Source organism: Clostridium lapidicellarium (genome assembly GCF_041224415.1).
In the GTDB taxonomy this organism is placed as follows: Bacteria; Bacillota; Clostridia; order Clostridiales; family Clostridiaceae; genus Clostridium_B; species Clostridium_B lapidicellarium.
The window spans coordinates 62,487-81,396 of the sequence record NZ_JBGFFE010000014.1 but is presented as its reverse complement, the minus strand read 5'-3'; the positions used below and the strand labels follow the sequence as shown (position 1 = coordinate 81,396).

The following is an 18,910-nucleotide window of genomic DNA, read 5'->3' as shown; positions in this document are numbered from 1 at the left end:
GGGAAAGTCTGTAGCTTTTTAACCTACAGTAAATTGACACGATCCAATTTATTTGATTATTTGCATTACAAACAACATTGTAGTAAAATAAATTTTATATAACTTAATAACATTCTCTTATCAAGAGCGGTGGAGGGACTGGCCCTTTGAAACCCGACAACCGGACATCTGATATGTACCGGTGTCAATTCCTGCAAAGTGAACTAAATTGATTTAGGTTGCTTTGAAAGATAAGAAAAATACCATACATAATTTTTTATAAACTGCAATTGAAAGCTATTTTTCTTATTTAGAGAGAAATAGCTTTTTTATATTACAAAAAATTGGAGGTATGTCTGATGGGAATTTTAGTAGTAGGCGGAGATAGAATTGAAAACATAAAAAACAAATTAAAGGAAAATGGGTTCGATAAAATAGTACATGTTACCGGCAGAAAAAAAGGGGATAGGAAGATAAAAATTCCCTCAAACACCGACTTAGTTATGATTCTTATAGATTACATAGGACATAACCTGGCTGAAATAGTAAAACAGCAGTCAAAACAAAATAATATCACTATAGTGTTCTGCAAAAATTCCTGGCCCAGCATAAATAAAAACATAAATACCTATATGAAAAAAATGCCTTAAAATTTTTTACCCACATATATATAAAATTCATGATCATCCTGAAGATAAAGTGGATAAAATCCCTTTTTCTCTGCAGCCCCTGCCAATTTATCTATATCCACCAGCAGGTTGGAATCTATTGTGTCCCCTATTTTACTATGATGGGAGTTTATTTTATCTTTACTCTCTATATGTGCTATTGCAAGTTTTCCCTCCGGATTCAGCAAATTATAAGATTTCTCAAAAAACTTTTCTTTGTCTTTCAAGTGGGGATAGCAGGAATAAGCTATTATACAATCATATCCCTCTTTACTTTCATATTTAAAAAAATCAGCTATTTGAAAATTTAAATTTGAGTATTTATTTTTTCTTCTAGAAACTTTTATCATATTTTCTGCAATATCAATTGCAGTTATGCTGCCATTTTTACCTATTTTCCGTTCCAGATAAGGTATGAGGACTCCGGTTCCACTTCCAACATCCAAAACTTTTTCCCCTTTTGCAAAGTCTATGCTTTCAATCACATGATTTACCTTTTCCGGAGGATGGCAGCACATATTGTCCCAATTTTCAGCTACTGTATTAAAAAATTCTCTATCTTCCATTTTTAACCTCAGCCTTTAAACCACTTATAAAGTATTCTTACTATAATCAACTCAAGTCCACTACTTTGCTTACGCCAATTCCAATTGCATCTGGGCCGACGTGGCATCCTATACTACATGCCAGAGGATCATAGGTGATTTCTATATTTTCAAAGGCGGCAGATACTTCATTTTTCCACTTTACTGCCATTTCATCGTCTAGGAAACTTCCCGCAGCTCCTATCTTTATAAGTGTATTATCCACACCTGAAAATCGTAAATTGATATCATTTCTTATTGCCTCTATCATCTTCTTCTTGCATTTGTTCATTCCTCTGCTTACTGAAAAAGCATCCAATTTTCCTCCCTGGATAGTCAAAACAGGCTTTATATTTAAAGCAGAACTTATAGCTGCAGCTGCAGGAGTTATACGGCCCCCCTTTTTCAAATACTTCAACGTATTTACCGCAATGTATATACTTGATTCATATGCATTTTTTTCTAAAAGCTTTTTTATATCGGAGGCTGAATAATTGTTTCTGGACAATCTTACAGCTTCTATAACCGATTGCTTTTGTGTAACGGATATCCTATGATTATTCACTACTTCCACACGCCCTTTATAATCTAATGCCAGGCCTGAAGCGGTATTATAAGAATTGCTTAATCCGCTGGACATCGGTATATACACGATCTCATCGCATCCATTATTCAGAATAGATTCCCACAAATTAACTACATCTCCCGGTGATGGCTGTGATGTTGAAACTCTCTTTCCTGACATGAGACTATCATAAAATAATTTTTGGGTCATATTTTTCCCTTCGAAATATATATTATCTTCAATAATGACAGGCATAGGGAGTACATAAATACCCCATTTTTGGGCTTCGTATTCAGATATTCCACTATTACTATCAGTTACAATAGCTATTTTCATTTAGCAGCAATACTCCTTATTATAATAAATTTAGGTTTATCAAGGTAACCTATAACCTATAATTTAAAATTTTCAATCCAGCTTCTAAAAATGTACATAATATCATAATATTTCTTTTGAAACTTCACACGGTTAAAATTAGTCATATAATATTCTATCATCTTATTCTAAAATTTACAAAGGTTTAGCAGAAAGCCTGTTGTTCTAGCTGTAGAATGAAAATCTAGCTATTTTTTATTAGATAACTGATACGTATAACAAACTATAGTATAAAAAGTCTGCCCTTACAAAAAGGGCAGACTTTTTCATCAATGTTTTACAACTGTCAGAAGCATTTTAAACTTCTCAACAGCCTGAAGTGCATGCTGAATACCTGAGGGCATTATTATCGTCTCTCCAGAATTTACAGCAAAATTTTTATTTCCAATTGTAATGGAAGCTTTCCCATCAAGCACCTGCACCATTGCATCCCCGTCTGTCGTATGGGCACTTATTCCCTCTCCCTTATCTAGAGAAAACAGTGTAATGCTCACGGAGGGCGTTTGGGCGATGGTCCTGCTTATAACCTGTCCTTCACTATATTTTACCAGTTCTCTCAAATCCAGCACTTTTGAAAACTGTATGTTTTTAATTAAATTGTCCATAGTAATTAACCTCCCTACATTATCTATATATTATCTACTAAATAGTATAGGATTATTTCAAATAAAAATATGTAACCGATGTTACAATTTTTATTGTATAGGATATGGGCTATTAAATCCTATATCATTAAGTTGCATGATGCCATCTGCATATCTATAATAAACATCAAAACCACCTATACTGTCAGCATGACAAGAACCTGATACTCCTCTACTCATCTTCAATCCATATATATCGTTGCCTATATTATACAAGCTGTATACCGGTCCATCTGAAACATATGGATTTATTTCAAGGCCCTCTGCTATGGCTGTCTGCAAAGCCGTATCATTTGTTAAATCTACAGAACAGCTCTTTCCAAACTTGTTCGAATACATATTGAGTGTATTACAGTTCAATGTAAATGAAAAAATATCAGGGCTTACATCATAATCTGAATAATTAGGATTTGAAAAGCCAGGATCTATTTTAACTAAACCGTTCTCATTTGCAGTTTCAATATCACAAGTTTCATTACCGGTGTTACCGCCTATTTCAGCTATAGATATTATTTCAGGTGATCCATCTCCTGTTACATCTGCCAGTATAATTTGTCCATAACCAAAATAACTATTACCCACGAGTTTTGAAGAAATTAATTGTCCGTTGAAAGCATTCTGAACATATAATGTCACATTCCGATTATTATTTATACCGCCAGTTAATATAAGATTTTCAAGACTACCATTATTATTTATATCTGCAGTTTTTAAATCAATAATCTCTTGTCCATTAAAACTTCCACCTGTATCTAATTTATTTCCATTAAAACAGCTTTCCACATCTGATGATATAGAACCTTGTCCACCCAAAACCGTCACATTATTACTATCTAGAGAATCTATATAGTCTTTCTGACTGCTGATGTTTTTACCATCAGTTAGTATTGTCGGTGCATTTAATTTTGCCGCAAGCGCTGCTCCTGATAAAGCATCAGGGAAATTCTCTCCATTAGCAAGTACCACATTTTTAGAATCTGACTTAAAATAATCAGCCACTTTTAGCGATGTTTCATATCTATTGTTCCCACTAATTCTTACAATATTTTCATCGTTTATACTAGATAATTTATTTTTTAACTGAGTCTGAATATTACCATTTAATACTCCGGTACCACCAATAATATAAACTTTTGACGGATTTATAGAAGAAATTTTATTCATAATAGTATCTGGTATACTATTATTCTCGCTCATGAATATAGGGTATCCTTTGGACGCCGCAATACTTGATATACTTAGAGCATCAGGAAAATTAAATCCATTTACTATAACTACAGGGGTACCAATTTCAACATTCATTTCATTAACTATTGATCTGTTGGTATCAAATCTATTTGCACCACCTAATCTTTTGATATTCTTATAATATCGTTGAAGTCCATACAATGTATCATTACTTATTGAACCTTCTCCGCCAAGCAGGTATATATTACTGTTTTCTGATAGATGCTTGCTCATATAACCCATCCATTCATATGAATTTGGACTGTCAATATCATCAACAAGTAATATAGGTGCATTTAATTTTTTTGAGAGAGTAGCCCCTGCTAATGCATCAGGGAAATCCTTTCCACTAGCAAGTATTACGTTATTAGCTATACCAGGATTAACTTGACTGGCAATATAAGAAGACGTACTATATCTATCTTGTCCTGCTAACCTGATAACATTATAATACTTTGACTGTGCAAAAACCTTGTAAAAGGGTGCTATAAATAATAAAATTACCGCTGTTACGATTACTTTTGTAATCTTTTTATTCACACATAACATCTCCTTTTGTATACTTTAATATCATATTAACACTTTGTTAACAATTAGTAAACTATTTCAAGCAAGGATATATAGTTGACCAATCAACCATATTGTGATATCTTATATTAAGAAAATAAGAAGGGAATATTATGGATAACAGCAGTGCCTCGATTTTGATTAAACTGACCAATAGTATATATAGATGTACACAAATGTATGTAGATAAAAAGCTCAAGAGATTCGATCTCACTACAGGTACATACCCCTATTTACTTGCATTGAGAAAAAGAGAGGGTATTAGCCAAAACGAACTGAGCAGAGAACTTAATGTAGATAAGTCTCTCTGCTCCAGATCCGTTAAAAAACTTACAAAGTTGGGATATATAAGATCAGAGGAAAATAAGGAGGACATAAGAGCCCATAAACTATATATAACAGACAAGGCAAAAAAAACAATACCCCAAATTATAAAAATCATACAACAGTGGATTCATATTTTAGTACAGGGAATTGACGGCAGGGAAACTGCAATCTCCATAAAATTTCTAGAACGGGTTTTAAATAACGGAACTATCTACAAGGAAAAATGCTGTGAAAGGATGAAGAAGACTTGAATAATATTGACAAAATGACATACAAGAGAAGGTGGATTATTTTGTTCACCGTTCTTTCTGCCACATTTATGTCCACTCTGGACGGAAGTATTGTAAATGTGGCTTTACCGGATATGTCTGCCAAGTTGAACGCACCTATGGCAGGCATTGAATGGGTTGTAACCGGATTTCTAATAGTTATTTCAGCTACCATTTTAATCTTTGGAAGATTAGGTGATATAAAAGGGAAAACCAGGATATTCAGTTTTGGAGTAGTGCTGTTTGTCCTTGGTTCTTTTCTTTGTGGTTTGAGTAATTCACTTGTATTTTTAATAGCCGCCAGATGTATACAAGCAGTTGGTGCCTCTGCAACCATGGCTACTAACCAGGGAATCATAACCCAGGTTTTTCCTCCTCATGAAAGGGGCAGCGCCCTGGGCATACTCGGAACATTTGTAGCCCTGGGTTCCATGGCAGGGCCGCCTCTGGGAGGTTTTATAGTTTCAGCTTTCAGCTGGAAATATATATTTTGGATAAATGTACCTATAGGGATAGCAGTGTTTATAACGGGTCTCAAAATATTTCCAAAATCTCACAGGACGGATGAAAGCCTGGATACAAAAGGTTCTACTTTATTTATGATATTTACTGTCCTGCTATTTGGTGCCTTGGTTCAGGGACAGAGCACAGGATATGACAACCCTCTTATGATTTCCGCCTTTGTAATATCCATTGCAACTTTTATTATATTCATTGTTATAGAGAGCAAGATGGAGCTTCCGCTGCTGCAGCTGAATATTTTCAACAACAGTCTGTTTTCCATAAGCATAATCTGCGCTTTTATTTCCTTCTGCGCCATAGGTGCCTCCAATATAATACTGCCTTTTTATTTTCAGGATACGATGAAGCTTTCGCCGGCGGCAACAGGACTATTCATGATGGTATCACCCATAGTTCTCTCTGTAGTAGCACCTTTAAGCGGACATATGGCGGATAAAACAGGTTCGGAAGTACTTACTCTGTTGGGGCTTTCCATTACAAGCCTTGGACTATTTCTAATATCCACCGTAAGTGAATTTTCGCCTCTGAGAATGATAGTGATCTATATAATAATAATGACCATAGGAAATGGAATGTTCCAGTCCCCAAATAATGTACTTGTAATGTCCACCGTATCAAAAGACAAACTTGGTATTGCAGGAAGTGTAAATGCACTGGTTAGAAATCTTGGCTTTGTCGTTGGAACCTCCCTTGCAACACTTCTTCTGTACAACAGAATGAGCAGCAAGATAGGCTATAGAGTAATTGACTACATAAAGGGAAGAGATGATGTATTCATGTATGGAATGAAATATGTATACATCTCGGCTGCGGTATTTTGTCTGGTAGGTGTTTTGTTAACAGGTTTCAGATTATACAGCAGGAGATCAAAAGCAAAATAACAGAACTGTCTTGTACGGGCAGTTCTGTTATTTTATCCCTGTAGAATTAACCACATTCATCATCTATTCTTACGGGAAAATAATATAATAAATACAATTATCACTATTACAACCATACAAATGCTTATTATACTGCATATTATAATCAAACTCTTTATCATTTTCCCACTCACCTGTTATCTGTATAATTATTTTCCGACCTTCTCACAACATTTTATCAGATAAAATGTTGTAAAGCTACCTTTTTTATAAACGGTTAATGTTTTATTATATTAAAATTATCCTGAAGCAGGGTCCAGTTTTGCGGAAATGGGAAACCAAGGGCCCAGTAACTGATACCTCTCAGCCCGTAATCTTTAACTGTATCAAATTTAGCCTGCACACTTCTCGCATCCTCAAACCATACCTGGTGGCTTCTGCCCTCCTCATCGACATAGTTATAGAAAGGCGTCTGGCTCAATGTATCAAACTGTATGGAAGCTTGATATCTAACTGCCTTGGCCACAGCTTCCTGCATGCTGAAAGTCTCAGCTTCCATACCCGGCCTGTGTGGTAAAACCCAGTCCCTGGCATAGAGCTGAAAACCAAATAAAATTTTCTGCCTCGGTATAACAGTAACTGCATAGTCAAGAACTTGTTTTATCCTGTTCAAAGGTGAGATTGCCTGTGGAGGGCCAAGCCTATATCCCCATTCATAGGTCATAAGTACAACAAAATCCACAATCCTCCCATGGGCCTCATAATCATGTGCTTCATACAGCAGCCCCTGCTGTCCCGGTCCAGTTTTAGGAGCTAATGCAGTAGATACGAAAAAATTTTCCCTATGGAGTCTTTCAACTGTAAGTTCGAGAAATCTGTTATAATTTTCTCTGTCATCAGGAAGTACATTTTCAAAATCAATATTTACTCCCAGATAACCTTTATTTTTCATAGTTTCAACTATATTAGTTATGAGATTCTCTCTGACGCTGTCATTTGACAGTACGACATGTGCCAGATTATGGCCCAGCTCCGTAGCCGTAAAATTTGTCACAGCCATCATTGGAACCACATTCTCAGTATAGGCAGCACTTATTAAAGCGGAATCATCTATATTCTCCAAACTGCCATCTTCTCTGATTCTATAAGCAAAAGGACTTAAATATGTCAGGTAATCTCCAACTTCTCTCACAATGGCAGGGGAATTTTCAGTAAAATCATAAATATATCCATTTACATATATATAAGGTCTGTTTTTTACATCATTAATAGTATCATCTACAGGAATTATCAATGACTGCCCGACAAGTAGACTGTCAGGATATTGAAGTCCATTAGCACTGATTATTCGAGCAGTTGGGACATTATAATAATTTGATATTTTCCAAAGTGAATCCCCTGGCTTAACTACATAAATAAGCACAAAAAACCTCCTATTATTACTTCATATATTAATTTATGTAGATAATCCAGAAAGAGTTCTCACAATAACTGATCAATCCTTTAAAAAATCCAAAGCTGTCTGTACATAAATAGAGGATCCTACAACAAGACAATTTTCATCAATAATAAAATGATTGGAATGCTGAGAATACATCCATCCTTTCTCCACGTTTCCACCACCAAGTATCACGAAAGTCCCCGGTACTTTCTCAAGGTAGGTTGAAAAATCTTCAGAGCCCATAACCGGCGGTATTTGAATTACATTTTCTTCTCCTACCACTTTGACTGCAGATTTTTTAACCAGTTCAGTGGAATCATCCTCATTAATAGTAGGACTACAGCCATTTTCATATTCAAATTCGGCCCTGCAGCCATATGCATTACATACATTATCTATCATTCTTTTCATCCATTTAGGTATCATTTCCCTGGAATAATCTGAAAATGCCCTGTTTGCCCCGGTCATCTGAACTTTTCCAGGAACAACATTAAATCTCTCACCTGCTTTAACAGTTCCAATATTTATTACTATAGGATCTCTAGCATCATTAAATTTGCTGACAATGGTCTGGAATCCTTCCATAATAGCTACCGCACAGGGCATTGAATCCACCCCCTGCCAGGGAGAGGAACCATGACATGATTTTCCCTCTATAGTAAGCTTCCATACATCTATGGAAGCCATTAAAGGACCTTTTTGAACCACTACTTTTCCGGCTTCAATCAGTCCAAAAGTATGCATGCCAACAATCATATTCACCTTTGGATTTTCAAGAGCTCCATGTCTTATCATATATGCAGCACCATTTCCGGCTTCCTCCGCAGGTTGAAAGATGAATTTGACACTTCCCGTCAATTCATTTCTTAAATCAGATAACATTTTTGCAGCTCCCAGAAGTTCTGTAATATGGGTATCATGTCCGCAGGCATGCATATAACCTGGATTTTTTGAACTATAGGAAAGTCCCGTCTCCTCCGTAACTGACAATCCATCAATATCGGCTCTAAGCCCTATTACCTTCCCGGGTCTTCTGCCCTGTAATAGTCCGATCACTCCGGTTTTCCCGGTAGGAATAGTTTCTATGCCCATTTCACTGAGTTTTTCAGCAATAATTTTTGAGGTTCTCACCTCCTCAAATGAGGGTTCTGGATGCATGTGAAAATCTCTTCTGAGTTTTACCATCCAGGGTTTAATTTCTTGAGCTTTTTCCATAATAACCATTTTTATCATCTCCAAACTAGACAAACTTTAATCATGATTCATCTGTCGGATCAAAAGCGTCTCTCAATCCGTCACCAATGAAGTTAAATGCCAAAACAGTAATTACAATCATAATTCCAGGCGGGAACCAAAGCCAAGGTTTTGTAGTCAAAACAGTAATGGCCTGGGCATCTGTGAGCATATTCCCCCAGCTTGCAGTAGGCGGCTGTACTCCCATGCCCAAGAAACTAAGTGAGGCTTCATATATAATAGCCCTGGCAATTCCAAAAGTGGCATTTACAAGTATCGGTGCCATAGTATTTGGAAGTATATGAGAAAACAATATTCTAGGAGTGCCAAATCCAAGTGCTATAGAAGATTTAACATAATCCGTTTCTTTTATCGAAAGTACATTTCCTCTTACCAAACGTGCTACACCAGGCCATCCGAGAAAACCCAAGGCCCATATAATATTCCAGAGCCCCGGACCCACAATGCTCACTACAACCAATATGAGCATCATCTGGGGAAATGACATGAATATATCTGTTACACGCATGATAATCATATCTATCTTTCCACCAAAATATCCTGATACAAGTCCGAGCACTGTACCTATGCCTACGCTTAAAATCACAGTCCCAATGCCTACAAGGAGAGAAACTCGTGCAGCATATACAAGACGGCTCATTACATCTCTTCCAACTTGATCAGTTCCAAGAATATGTCCTGCAGAAGGTGCGGCACCAAATGAGTTCTCTACAGCATATGGGCTCTGTGGAGCTATGAGTGGAGCAGCTACTGCAATTACAGCTAATATTGCTATAAATATAACTCCAGTTACAGCCATTTTATGTTTCTTAAAACGCTTCAGAATCAAATGTGCATAATTTTCACTATATGTGGTGGTCTCGACAGCTAATTCACCTGAACTGTTTTTCAATTCCGCCTCCATTTTGCTCATAATATTAACCTCCTAGTTATATCTAATACGCGGATCGACAATGGAATATATGATATCGACCAATAAATTGGCCACTATAACAACTACTGAACCAAATAGGATAAGACCCATTAAGGTAGTATAATCACGGCTCATCACAGAGGCTATGGTAAGTTGTCCTATTCCTGGCCACTGGAATATCTGCTCGGTAACTACAGAGCCTCCCAATAAAGTTACAATTTCCACACCTGTTACGGTTATAACGGGCAGTATTGCATTTTTAAAAGCATGTTTATTTATAACTATGGACTCTTTCAACCCCTTTGATCTTGCAGTACGGAGATAATCCTGGTCCAGCACTTCAAGCATGCTGGAACGCACATACCTGACAAGTGTTCCAGCTTCATTTACTCCAAGAACAACAGCGGGCAATATCAAATGTTTTAGCCTGTCCACAAAACCATTATCCTGCCCGAGGGTTATCATGCCCCCGGAAGGAAGTAACTTTAACTTCAATGAAAAAATATATATAAACACAAGACCCAGGAAAAAAGTCGGAACTGATATTCCGATAAGTGATCCTGTCGTAGAAATATAGTCTAATTTTGAATACTGCCTGGTAGCACTCAATACTCCTACCGGAACAGCAATGACAAATCCAATGAAAAGTGCGGCACCCATGAGTATAAAAGTAGGAAGTATCCTCTGCCCAATCAACTGTGATACAGGCTGGAATGATGTCATTGAATACCCCAAATTGCCATGAATAACATTTCCCAACCAGGCTAAATATCTGGCATATAACGGTCCATTCAGGCCAAGTGCAGCTTTTCTAGCTGCAATGTCGGCTGCGGTTAAATTCGGATCAACCATTTTATCCAGCGGGCTGCCTGGCGCCATATTTATGATCACAAAACTTATTATAGTCACACCAATCAGTACCGGAATACTTATCAATATTCTCCGTAAAATATAATTGCCCATCTAAAAGCCCCCTTAATAATATTAATACCAACTAAAATGCATCATGAAAAAAGCAGGCCGACAGATGTTCTCCCTTCACTCCTTTTACCTGTTTTAATCCAGGCACCTTTTCATTGCATATATTCTTTCTGGCAAATTTACACCTGGTGTGGAATCTGCATCCTTTCGGAGGATTAGCAGGACTGGGTACATCACCTTCCAAAATAATTTTCTTCCTGTTTCTCATATATGGATTAGGTACAGGATAGGCACTTAAAAGTGCCTTAGTATATGGATGCCTGGGATTTTTAAAAATTTCATCCGTACTTGCAATCTCTACAATTTTGCCCAAATACATAACTGCAATTCTGTCACTTATATATTTCACTGCTCCTAGGCCGTGGGCTATAAAAAGGTAAGTTAAATTTAACTTCTCCTGCAAATCCTTTAAAAGATTCAGCACCTGAGCCTGAGTGGATACATCAAGTGCGGACACAGGTTCATCGCAAACTATGAGTTTTGGTTTCAGTGCAAGAGCCCTTGCAATACCAATACGCTGCCTCTGACCTCCGGAAAATTGGTTCGGATACCTGTTTTTAAAGTTTTTAGGAAGTTCCACAGCATCCAAAAGTCTGTCAACTTCTTCAGGTATTTTGTCATCCGGTACAATTTTATGAACCTTAAGAGGTTCTGCCAGTATGTCATATACACGTTTTTTAGGGTTCAAAGAAGAATATGGATCCTGGAATATTATCTGCAGATCAGTACGAATGCCTCCCATGCGCTTGTTGGAATATGCTGCAATATCTTCATTGTTAAAAACTATACTGCCCTCCATGGGTTTTTCAAGTCTTACAATTGTACGTCCCATGGAAGATTTTCCACACCCTGATTCTCCCACAAGCCCTAAAGTTTCCCCCTGATAGATTTCCAAGTTAACACCATCTACCGCCTTTATATATCCAACTGTTCTAGATAAAATGCCTCTTTTTATGGGATAATAGGTCTTTAAATTCTTAACGGAAAGTAAAACCGCTGATGCTTTGATCATGAGCTATATTGCCTCCTTATCTGCTTCCTCTACATTCTCAGCTAAAAAGCATCGCACTTTATGGTCTTTTTCAGTAGAGCTTAAATCTGGTGCTTCCACTTTGCACTTCTGGGATGCATAGGGGCATCGGCTGCAAAATCTACATCCAACTATACCCTGATACGTGGATGGAACCATACCTCTTATGGATTCCAGGCGTTTATTGCTATCTGTGTCAATTTGAGGAATTGATCTTATAAGTGCCTTGGTATAGGGATGTTTTGGGTTGTCAAACAGAGTAAAAACATCTGTCTGTTCAACTACTTGGCCGGCATACATCACAATAACCTTATCAGCCATTTCTGCTATCACTCCCAGATCATGAGTAATAAGCACAACCGACATTTTCATTTCTCTTTTCAATTTTTTAATCAGAGCCAGGATTTGAGCCTGGATGGTAACATCCAGTGCAGTAGTAGGCTCATCTGCAATCAAAAGTTCAGGTTTGCAACAAAGTGCCATGGCAATCATCACTCTTTGCCTCATTCCTCCGGACAATGTATGTGGATAATCATCTATTATCTTGTCTGCCCTTGGTATACCCACCAACGTCAGCATCTTTACCGCATACTCTTCCGCCTTTTTACGATCCACATTCTGATGCAGTTTTATAGCTTCCGTTATCTGATCTCCTATAGTGAAAATAGGATTTAAAGATGTCATTGGTTCTTGAAATATCATGGACATTTTATTTCCCCTTATATTTCTCATCTCCTTGTCTCCCAAATTTACAAGATCTATATTGTCAAACTCTATTTTGCCGTTTTTTATATATCCTCTCTTTCCTAAAAGTCCCATTATTGACAGTGAAGTTACACTTTTGCCGCATCCCGATTCTCCGACTATCCCCACTGTCTCTCCCCGATTTACATCAAAACTCACATCCTCTACAGATATAACTTCTTTCTTATTGGACTTAAATGCTGTCTGAAGGTGTTTTACCGAAAGTAAACAACTCATATTTACCATCCTTTCTTTAATTTTTTAAATGGATTACTTCATTGTACATCCCATTTATACGCATCAATAAACATACCGTAATCTTTAGGTTTTCCATAAGTCACTCTCTTATTTACAGCTTTCAGCTGATTCTGAACATATACTGATGGGCAAGGTAAATCCTGTGTAAATATTTCCTGGACCTTGTCATAAGTTACCTTTATCTGGGCCGGATCAGTCTGATGCAGACCGTTTGAAAGTAAGCTGTCCATTTCCGGATTGCTATACTGTGATAAATTGAGCCCCTGTCCAGTTTTCAATATTGCCGATACGTCGGGATTCATGGGATAAACAGGTATACCTACCAGATATATATCAAAATTATGTTTTTTAGCTGTGGCAAGACTCGTAACAAAATCATATTTCTGAGGATTTACTTTAAATCCAACACTTTTCAGATTTTGAGTTATAATATCTGCAACCTGCTCACGAACTTTGTTTCCTGTAGGTATGTCAAAATTGACTGCTTTATTTGGATCCCAACCTGCTTCCTTCAAAAGTGCTTTAGCTTTTTCAGGATCATGAGGATTAACTTTTAAATCCTTATCTACAAATTTACTTTCCTTTAAGTATGGAAGCTCAATTATTTGTCCCTGACCTTTTAGCAGGCTGTTCACTATCATATTCCTATCTATGGCATATGAAATAGCTTTCCTAACTTTCGGATCGGTTATAGTCTGCGTATTTATCATCAAGGTCTGAATAGTACTCTGGATCCCTTTGGAATCGGTAGTTAAATTGTCCATAGCCTTCACTTTGCTGTAATCTTCAAAAGGTATCTGTCCTAAATTAGGGTCGTTCATGTCAATTTCTCCACTTTGCAGCTGAGCAGTTATATTGGCCCCGGGCATTATTTTGAAAATCAATCCGTCCAATTTGGGTGTGCCTTTAAAATAGTTTTTATTAGCTGTAAACTGCACATACTGATCTTTTACATATTTTTCAAGTTTAAAAGGTCCGTCACTTATTGTTGGTTTCTGAATAAAAGAACTCTGATAAATTTTTTCTGGTGCAGTACTTTGAAGTACATGTTTAGGAAGAGCCTTGAGCTTAGTTCCAATTGTATCTTCAAATAGTGTCAGTTCCATAGGTTCTTTCGTAGTAATTGTCATAGTGTGATTGTCTAACTTTTTTACACCTAATATGCTCGCAGTTCCAGCAGCATTTTTACCTTTTTCATCCAATCCCTCAACTATATTAAAGTTGGATGCCACGGTAGATGGAACTTTAGGGTTGGATATAAGTCCAATAGTATATATTTCATCATCTACCGTCACAGGTTTTCCATCACTCCATTTTGCCTTTGAATTGAGTTTAATTGTAAATGTCTTATTGTCTTTGGTCGTAATGGAGTCAGCCAACATGGGTTTGTACTTCATATCATCATCCAATTCTACCAGAGCTTGAAACAGCAATCCACAGCTCACTTCCTGAGCCACATCTGTCCACTCCAATGGATTGAAACCACTTGGTGCATTCATCATCCCTACATTGATAATTTTCTTTTCCCCTCCAGAACTTCCCGAATTTCCCACTGAACTTCCACATGCAGATAAAATAAGTGAAAAAATACATACTAGTGAAATCAGAATTTTACTTTTTGCTTTATTCATCCTCTCATCCTCCTAAAATTATACTAAAAGCAAGCTCAATAATTATGAATGTTTTTATAATGATACCATCATTTATTATTTAATTCAATACCATTTTGTCATTTTTTTAGATAATTTTTAATTACTTTATTATTTAAACGTTTTTTTATTTTTAATTTATTAAATCTGTATACGTTTAATGAATTGATATTATAATAATTATTCATTTATTGTAAATTAGTACACATTTTTTTGATCAAAAAAAAGCACAATTAATTCATTAGAATGATATTAATTATGCTTTAACCATTTATTTTAAAAGAATCTTAAATTTATCATAGTTGGCTTCAATGCCTTCGTCAAGATGAATTTTCAAATGCATGCTTTCCACATATTGAAGTGTTTTACTATACTCTTTTAATTCATCTATTTTCCTGTTGAGAATCAATAGCTCTTTATTACCACCTTTTTTAAAATTACCGTACAAAAATTTCTTCTTCTGGCATAACTTCTTATAGATGTCATATAAATAATTTTCTCTGATCATGGACAATAGATTTTCTTCATATCTATGTACATAAATCAAACAATTAAAGGCTTTTTGTTTACCCGATGTAAAAAGCCAATAAATAGGCTTCCCCCTGTACATTTTAACATGATCTTTAAAAAAATCATTAAAAAAATACCTTCTTATAGTATCACTGTCCGTTTCCTCTCTTTTCTTTTTAAGGCTGCATGCTATAAAGTCAAGATTTTGCGATAAATTTTCTTTTCCAAATATTGTTTTTACAAATTTTACAAATTTGGATACTATATCATTTTCAAAATAATTTCCATCAAGTACTGGAATTATATTGTCCTTTTCAGGTTTAAAAGAAGCATTTTTCAATGAATTTGCAAATTTTCCTCCTGCATATATTATTCCATCCCTATCTGGAGAATATCTTCCGAACATGCATCCCACCGCATAGGATATAAAAGATTTGACATCTCTCCCCACATCCGCCTTCCTCAATGTGATATCTCTTTCTTCCACTTCCGCACTCACTTCATTTTGAAGTCCATATATCTTTATAAATATTCTATTTAATTCCTCTTCAATGTCTTTTAGTCTGTAAAAACGCGTTTCTGAAAAATTTAGCCAATTGATATAGGCCTCTTCAATGCTATTCGAATTTTCTCTATAAGACAGGAAAGGATGTTTTTTAAAATTCCAGGAGGTTTCAAAAGAATCCCAGTCATCTTTGGATATACGCACACATTCGTCACATAACCTGTCAATTCTCTTTCTTATGGAAGGATCTTCTTCTATGTATATCGGAATTTGCCTGACGGTACCTGCTGTCAGATTTAAGGTAGGGGCGATAAATTTGAAAATATTCTCCATTATCTTGCTGTTAAAGAAACCCAACATGTATTTATAGTCGGCTTCATTTTTTACAAATATAGAATCTGCAGACTGATCAAAAATAAACCCTTTATTCAGCACCCTTATAGTATTTTTACCTGAAGTTATCCTTTTCCAGCTTATTCCTCTTTTGAAAAAGAATTTTTCATTTCTTACAATAGAACCTTTTTCTTCTCTTACCATTTTCCCATTACTTTTCCAGTAAATTATTTCAGATATATTTCCATACCATTTTCTTGCTTCTCCGCCCATCTGATAGGGCATCCAATACTTATAAGCCTTACTATTACCAGAAAAGCTTATGAGGTTATAATCCACTTCAAACCATTGTCTTACATATGCCTTATTGTTTCCTGTCTGCATACCCGTACAGGGGTGTGCAACATCACCTATAACTTTGGCCTTATTTAAAATTCCAATTTCTCTATCCGTAAGCCAGTAGCCAAATCTATTACCTGGAATCCCCTCCATTTTTTTCTGATTCACGGTAAACCTATAATTTACACGCGGATTTGCTATTGCCTCCAAAGTTTTTTCAAGTTGGCTCCCTTCCCCTTTAAAATCCGATAATTTTATATAATCCCCTGGTATATCCACATTGCGGTTTCTCAAAGTAAATGTACAGACGGGCACTGTAGCCTCTTTAAATCCAGAGTACTCCAGTTGAATCAAAGTGCTTATATTTTTACGCTTTAGTACGATTTTTCTCAATTTTTCATAAGACCGTATGAACATCCACACAAATGGAACCATAAAACCCAGATGGCCTGCAGGTTTAACTTTTGAAAAGCCATGAAGCATAAAGGCAGAAAACATATCTGTCTTTGCTTCCGGATAATTGCGGGCAATATAATTTCCAAGCAGTGGATTAAAATATCTATTCCCCATATAAGGCGGATTCGTCACCAAAACATCATATGTGCCTGACATTATCTCCGCTTGTTTTATGAGCCTAGGCAAAATTTCAACAATTTTTTTTCTTCTCTTATTCAGAAACAATTTTCCTTCAGGATTATTTGCAATATGTTTTAACCTTTTTACGAAAAAACTCTTTTCAAATCCATTTAATCGTATTAATGAGCCATACATCTTGGCATCTTTAAATGCCTCTATAAAAGTCTTTGTCCTCATATAATCTTCACCATGTTTTTCTCCGGATATACAGATTATATCGTCCTCGTCAAAAGCATTACTTTCCTGGATAGACACTATATTCGAGTAAAATTTTCTATCCATATTTCCAAGAAGCTTTTTATTGTACTTCATTCCCTGCATTACAACAGCAAAGCAGGACAGCCCATGTGCCTTGTCATCTACATCCATCCCATAGAGATTATTTTCCATAATAAGCTCCGGTATCTCCTCCTGTCTGTAACCGCATCTTCTATATATTTGATACAGTACGTCAAACATATATATAAGTATATGACCTGAACCACAAGCCGGATCAATACATCTGATATCTTCAACCTTCACTTCGTCATCTGCATCTGGTTGTGAGCCCTCAATGTAAAATTCCCAGTTTTTTTTAAGATCACACTGTTCCGGGTGGGCTTCAACCCAGTACCTTCCCAAAGAATTTTCAACCATATACTTAACTATCCAATCCGGAGTAAAAAGTTGAGTTACATAAGGTATCTCCTCCTTGTCATATTGTTTTTTTGTCTTCATGAGTTTATTTTTTTCTTCAGATATGTAGTACTCGTAAAGCCATCCTATGATAGATACATTTTCCCAATCGTCTTTCGGTATGAGAACATTATCCGTAAGCTTTTTTATAAAATTCCCTCCTTTTAAAATTCCCTCCGGAAATAACAATTCAGAACTGTCTCCAGATTTTTCAAATACAAACGGTAGAGAACTGCTTAAGCCATTGCATCTGGCTATTATCGCACGCTTAAACGACCCTTCTATACCAGATATTGTATCAATATTCGCAGGTAGATAATCGTTTACTTCCATAAACCTCAAAGCTGTAAATCTATTAAACCAGGCACAGGAAGTCTCTTCAATTATATTCCTGTATCCATTTTTACCCTCATTGTCCAAAGCTGCAATATCTCTAATTATTTTTCTCTTCTGTATCTCTTCCCCATTGCTGAGATCAGTTGAGGGTCCTTTCTTGTCTCCGCATATACCACATTTCAAGGCCCTTATATGTATTTTTTCAATCAATTCTTTCCTACCTTCGCAGGCCAAGTTTTTCAGTATATTCCTATTCATTTCCCAAAACCCCTAAATTAAATTTTCTTATAATCAAGAACACCATTGAAATCACAAAAATAAATGAATTCAATAGTGTTCTCAAATTTAATTCTTATTGAGATCCTTATTTTCATCAAAATCCAGCGTATCCCTAATGGATTCCAATACAGATTTTACAGTTTTATTAGCCAGATCCTCTATCTCATCCATTATTTCCTCTTTGCTTTTCACGCCAGTCATATATACATTCAATTCTTCTCTGTAAAGATCTTTAACTATCCTTACTATAACATATTCCAGGCCATCATTTTTAGGTACTATAATGTCACCTGTTTCAAGAGTTGAATACATGGGATTCTCCGATCTCACCTGGCTGTGAAATTTTTTCAACTCATCAGAACCTTCACCTGAAACAGTATAAAAATTTACAGTGAACTCCATAGTACTTCATATCCTTTCCTTCCAGTTTAATTCACTGT

At 36.1% G+C, this 18,910-nt stretch carries 16 protein-coding genes and 1 riboswitch; of the genes, 3 read left to right on the top strand and 13 right to left on the bottom strand.

What is annotated here, in order from left to right:
• Window positions 1-114: 114 nt before the first annotated feature.
• Window positions 115-237, top strand: a riboswitch (SAM riboswitch).
• Between the two features lie 101 nt (window positions 238-338).
• Window positions 339-629 (top strand): DUF2325 domain-containing protein, encoded by a 291-nt coding sequence (locus tag AB8S09_RS10425; protein WP_294181695.1) that lies wholly within the window; start codon window positions 339-341, stop codon window positions 627-629.
• Here AB8S09_RS10425 and AB8S09_RS10420 read toward each other — a convergent pair.
• The 4 genes from AB8S09_RS10420 to AB8S09_RS10405 form a co-directional block, all read right to left on the bottom strand.
• Complete coding sequence (locus AB8S09_RS10420; protein WP_369869088.1) at window positions 626-1,213, bottom strand: class I SAM-dependent DNA methyltransferase; 588 nt, start codon at window positions 1,211-1,213, stop codon at window positions 626-628. The two genes, AB8S09_RS10425 and AB8S09_RS10420, sit on opposite strands and share 4 nt — an antisense overlap.
• A 46-nt stretch (window positions 1,214-1,259) precedes the next feature.
• Window positions 1,260-2,132, bottom strand: coding sequence for a DegV family protein (locus AB8S09_RS10415; RefSeq protein ID WP_369869087.1), 873 nt, complete (start codon window positions 2,130-2,132; stop codon window positions 1,260-1,262).
• 308 nt (window positions 2,133-2,440) lie between these two features.
• Window positions 2,441-2,776 carry a cupin domain-containing protein gene (locus AB8S09_RS10410; protein ID WP_369869086.1) on the bottom strand — a complete coding sequence of 112 codons (336 nt, stop codon included), beginning with the start codon at window positions 2,774-2,776 and terminating at the stop codon, window positions 2,441-2,443.
• A gap of 90 nt (window positions 2,777-2,866) precedes the next feature.
• Window positions 2,867-4,582: a cell wall-binding repeat-containing protein gene (locus AB8S09_RS10405; RefSeq protein WP_294181705.1), complete on the bottom strand. Its 1,716-nt coding sequence runs from the start codon at window positions 4,580-4,582 to the stop codon at window positions 2,867-2,869.
• Between the two features lie 140 nt (window positions 4,583-4,722).
• Here AB8S09_RS10405 and AB8S09_RS10400 point away from each other — a divergent pair, with 140 nt between their 5' ends.
• Window positions 4,723-5,187: a MarR family winged helix-turn-helix transcriptional regulator gene (locus AB8S09_RS10400; RefSeq protein ID WP_369869085.1), complete on the top strand. Its 465-nt coding sequence runs from the start codon at window positions 4,723-4,725 to the stop codon at window positions 5,185-5,187.
• Between the two features lie 14 nt (window positions 5,188-5,201).
• Window positions 5,202-6,608, top strand: coding sequence for an MFS transporter (locus AB8S09_RS10395; RefSeq protein ID WP_294181855.1), 1,407 nt, complete (start codon window positions 5,202-5,204; stop codon window positions 6,606-6,608).
• 256 nt (window positions 6,609-6,864) lie between these two features.
• Here AB8S09_RS10395 and AB8S09_RS10390 read toward each other — a convergent pair whose 3' ends face one another.
• The 9 genes from AB8S09_RS10390 to AB8S09_RS10350 all read right to left on the bottom strand — a co-directional run bounded on the left by AB8S09_RS10390 (window position 6,865) and on the right by AB8S09_RS10350 (window position 18,872).
• Window positions 6,865-8,010, bottom strand: coding sequence for a glycosyl hydrolase family 18 protein (locus AB8S09_RS10390; protein ID WP_369869084.1), 1,146 nt, complete (start codon window positions 8,008-8,010; stop codon window positions 6,865-6,867).
• 72 nt (window positions 8,011-8,082) lie between these two features.
• Complete coding sequence (locus AB8S09_RS10385) at window positions 8,083-9,252, bottom strand: M20 metallopeptidase family protein (RefSeq protein ID WP_369869083.1); 1,170 nt, start codon at window positions 9,250-9,252, stop codon at window positions 8,083-8,085.
• Between the two features lie 31 nt (window positions 9,253-9,283).
• Window positions 9,284-10,195, bottom strand: coding sequence for an oligopeptide ABC transporter permease (gene opp4C / locus AB8S09_RS10380; protein ID WP_294181713.1), 912 nt, complete (start codon window positions 10,193-10,195; stop codon window positions 9,284-9,286).
• A gap of 12 nt (window positions 10,196-10,207) precedes the next feature.
• Window positions 10,208-11,158 carry an ABC transporter permease gene (locus tag AB8S09_RS10375; RefSeq protein ID WP_294181714.1) on the bottom strand — a complete coding sequence of 317 codons (951 nt, stop codon included), beginning with the start codon at window positions 11,156-11,158 and terminating at the stop codon, window positions 10,208-10,210.
• A gap of 31 nt (window positions 11,159-11,189) precedes the next feature.
• Window positions 11,190-12,188, bottom strand: coding sequence for an ABC transporter ATP-binding protein (locus AB8S09_RS10370; RefSeq protein ID WP_369869082.1), 999 nt, complete (start codon window positions 12,186-12,188; stop codon window positions 11,190-11,192).
• Window positions 12,189-12,191: 3 nt separating this feature from the next.
• Window positions 12,192-13,187, bottom strand: coding sequence for an ABC transporter ATP-binding protein (locus AB8S09_RS10365; RefSeq protein WP_294181717.1), 996 nt, complete (start codon window positions 13,185-13,187; stop codon window positions 12,192-12,194).
• Between the two features lie 38 nt (window positions 13,188-13,225).
• On the bottom strand, window positions 13,226-14,839 hold the full coding sequence (locus tag AB8S09_RS10360; protein WP_369869081.1) for an ABC transporter substrate-binding protein: 1,614 nt from the start codon (window positions 14,837-14,839) through the stop codon (window positions 13,226-13,228).
• Between the two features lie 289 nt (window positions 14,840-15,128).
• On the bottom strand, window positions 15,129-18,449 hold the full coding sequence (pglX, locus tag AB8S09_RS10355; protein WP_369869080.1) for a BREX-1 system adenine-specific DNA-methyltransferase PglX: 3,321 nt from the start codon (window positions 18,447-18,449) through the stop codon (window positions 15,129-15,131).
• 87 nt (window positions 18,450-18,536) lie between these two features.
• Window positions 18,537-18,872, bottom strand: coding sequence for a hypothetical protein (locus AB8S09_RS10350; RefSeq protein WP_294181723.1), 336 nt, complete (start codon window positions 18,870-18,872; stop codon window positions 18,537-18,539).
• Window positions 18,873-18,910 lie beyond the last annotated feature (38 nt).

Coding starts and splice junctions, on each gene's coding strand:
- AB8S09_RS10425 (WP_294181695.1), top strand. CDS start 339: ATGGGAATTTTAGTAGTAGGCGGAGATAGAATTGAAAACATAAAAAAC.
- AB8S09_RS10420 (WP_369869088.1), bottom strand. CDS start 1,213: ATGGAAGATAGAGAATTTTTTAATACAGTAGCTGAAAATTGGGACAAT.
- AB8S09_RS10415 (WP_369869087.1), bottom strand. CDS start 2,132: ATGAAAATAGCTATTGTAACTGATAGTAATAGTGGAATATCTGAATAC.
- AB8S09_RS10410 (WP_369869086.1), bottom strand. CDS start 2,776: ATGGACAATTTAATTAAAAACATACAGTTTTCAAAAGTGCTGGATTTG.
- AB8S09_RS10400 (WP_369869085.1), top strand. CDS start 4,723: ATGGATAACAGCAGTGCCTCGATTTTGATTAAACTGACCAATAGTATA.
- AB8S09_RS10395 (WP_294181855.1), top strand. CDS start 5,202: ATGACATACAAGAGAAGGTGGATTATTTTGTTCACCGTTCTTTCTGCC.
- AB8S09_RS10385 (WP_369869083.1), bottom strand. CDS start 9,252: ATGGTTATTATGGAAAAAGCTCAAGAAATTAAACCCTGGATGGTAAAA.
- opp4C (WP_294181713.1), bottom strand. CDS start 10,195: ATGAGCAAAATGGAGGCGGAATTGAAAAACAGTTCAGGTGAATTAGCT.
- AB8S09_RS10375 (WP_294181714.1), bottom strand. CDS start 11,158: ATGGGCAATTATATTTTACGGAGAATATTGATAAGTATTCCGGTACTG.
- AB8S09_RS10370 (WP_369869082.1), bottom strand. CDS start 12,188: ATGATCAAAGCATCAGCGGTTTTACTTTCCGTTAAGAATTTAAAGACC.
- AB8S09_RS10365 (WP_294181717.1), bottom strand. CDS start 13,187: ATGAGTTGTTTACTTTCGGTAAAACACCTTCAGACAGCATTTAAGTCC.
- AB8S09_RS10360 (WP_369869081.1), bottom strand. CDS start 14,839: ATGAATAAAGCAAAAAGTAAAATTCTGATTTCACTAGTATGTATTTTT.
- pglX (WP_369869080.1), bottom strand. CDS start 18,449: ATGAATAGGAATATACTGAAAAACTTGGCCTGCGAAGGTAGGAAAGAA.
- AB8S09_RS10350 (WP_294181723.1), bottom strand. CDS start 18,872: ATGGAGTTCACTGTAAATTTTTATACTGTTTCAGGTGAAGGTTCTGAT.